General features: G+C 78.3%; 1 protein-coding gene. It reads left to right on the forward strand.

All coding sequences use genetic code 11. The features are described from left to right. Window positions 1-1,466, forward strand: a 1,466-nt coding sequence (locus FGF04_RS39185) for an SWIM zinc finger family protein (protein WP_235882751.1), incomplete at both ends; no start/stop codon positions are given.

Genomic DNA, 1,466 nt, shown 5'->3' on the forward strand with positions numbered 1-1,466 from the left:
GTGCCCCCGCCCGGCCGCGTCGAGCCGCGAGGCGGCGGCACGGGTCCGCGAGCTGGCCGAGCAACTGGGCAACTCCTTCGACCTGTCCTCCCGGCTGGAGCGGGAGGCGCGGACGGACGAGCCCGAGGCCGCCCCGTCCGGGACGACCGACGACCCGGTCGATACGGCCACCACGACCGGATCGGTGGTGGCCCCGGACGCCGACACCGCCCCGGTGTCCGACACCTGGTCCGCCGCACCCGAAAGCCCACCCACCGGGGCCCGTTCCGCCAACGCCCCCTCCGTAGAAGCCAGTTCAGCTGGCATCCCTGCAGGTGACCGGTCCGTCACAGCTCCCGGCCTCTCCATGGCCGCCCCGGCCCGCGACGGGGAGCTGCGGCGCACCTTCCCCGCACTGCCCGCCCGCCCGCGGGATGCCGCGGACGGGGACGGGTTCGCCGGGACGTGGTGGGGCGGCGCCTGGGTCGCCGCGCTGGAGGAGACGGCGCTCGACCCGGCACGGCTCGGGCGCGGCAAGGCGTACGCGGAACAGGGGCACGTCGACGCCGTCACCGTCACCCCGGGGCTCGTGCTCGCCTACGTGCACGGAAGCCGCCCGCGGCCCTACCGGGTCCAGATCCGGATGCGTACGCTCGCCGACGACGACTGGGAGCGCTTCCTGGACGCCGCGGCCGAACGGCCCGCCCACATCGCCGCGTTGCTCGACAAGGACCTGCCCCACGCGCTCGCCGACGGCGGGGTGCGGCTGCTCCCCGGCCCCGGCGACCTCGTCCCGCGCTGCAGCTGCCCCGATTCGGGCCACCCCTGCAAACACGCGGCCGCCCTCTGCTACCAGACCGCACGGCTGCTGGACGAGGACCCGTTCGTGCTGCTCCTGCTGCGCGGCCGGGGCGAGCGCGAGCTGCTGGACGAGCTGTCCCGGCGCAGCGCCACCCTGGCCGCCCGCTCGGCCCGCACCACCGAGGAGCCGGCCCTCCCCGGCGTACCGGCGCGCGAGGCCGTCGGGCGCCGGGTGCTGCCGCCGCTCCCGGCCCCGTTGCCACCGGGGCCCCGTCCGGGGCAGCCCCCGGCCTACCCGGCGTCGCCCGGCGGCCCGGACCCGTTCGCGCTGGACCAGCTCGCCACCGATGCGGCCGCCCGCGCACACGCCCTGCTCACCACGGGCCGCGACCCGCTCGCCGAGCTGACGCTCTGGCAGGACGCCGTCCGGCTGGCCGCCGCCCGCCCGGGCTCCGGTCTCACCGCGACCACCCGCGCCTTCTACGCGTCCCTGGCCACCGCCGCCGGCCGCACCCCGGCCGACCTCGCGCGCGCGGTCGCCGCGTGGCGCCAGGGCGGGCTCGAAGGGCTCGCCGTCCTCGAAGAGGACTGGGACCCGCCGGCGGGCCGTTTCGACCGGGCCCGCCCGCTGCTCCTCGCGGCCGACCTCCCCGCCTTCCGGCCCCGGCGCAACCACCTCACCCACC

The sequence above is a fragment of the Streptomyces apricus genome, from assembly GCF_008369065.1.
Classification (GTDB): Bacteria; Actinomycetota; Actinomycetes; order Streptomycetales; family Streptomycetaceae; genus Streptomyces; species Streptomyces apricus.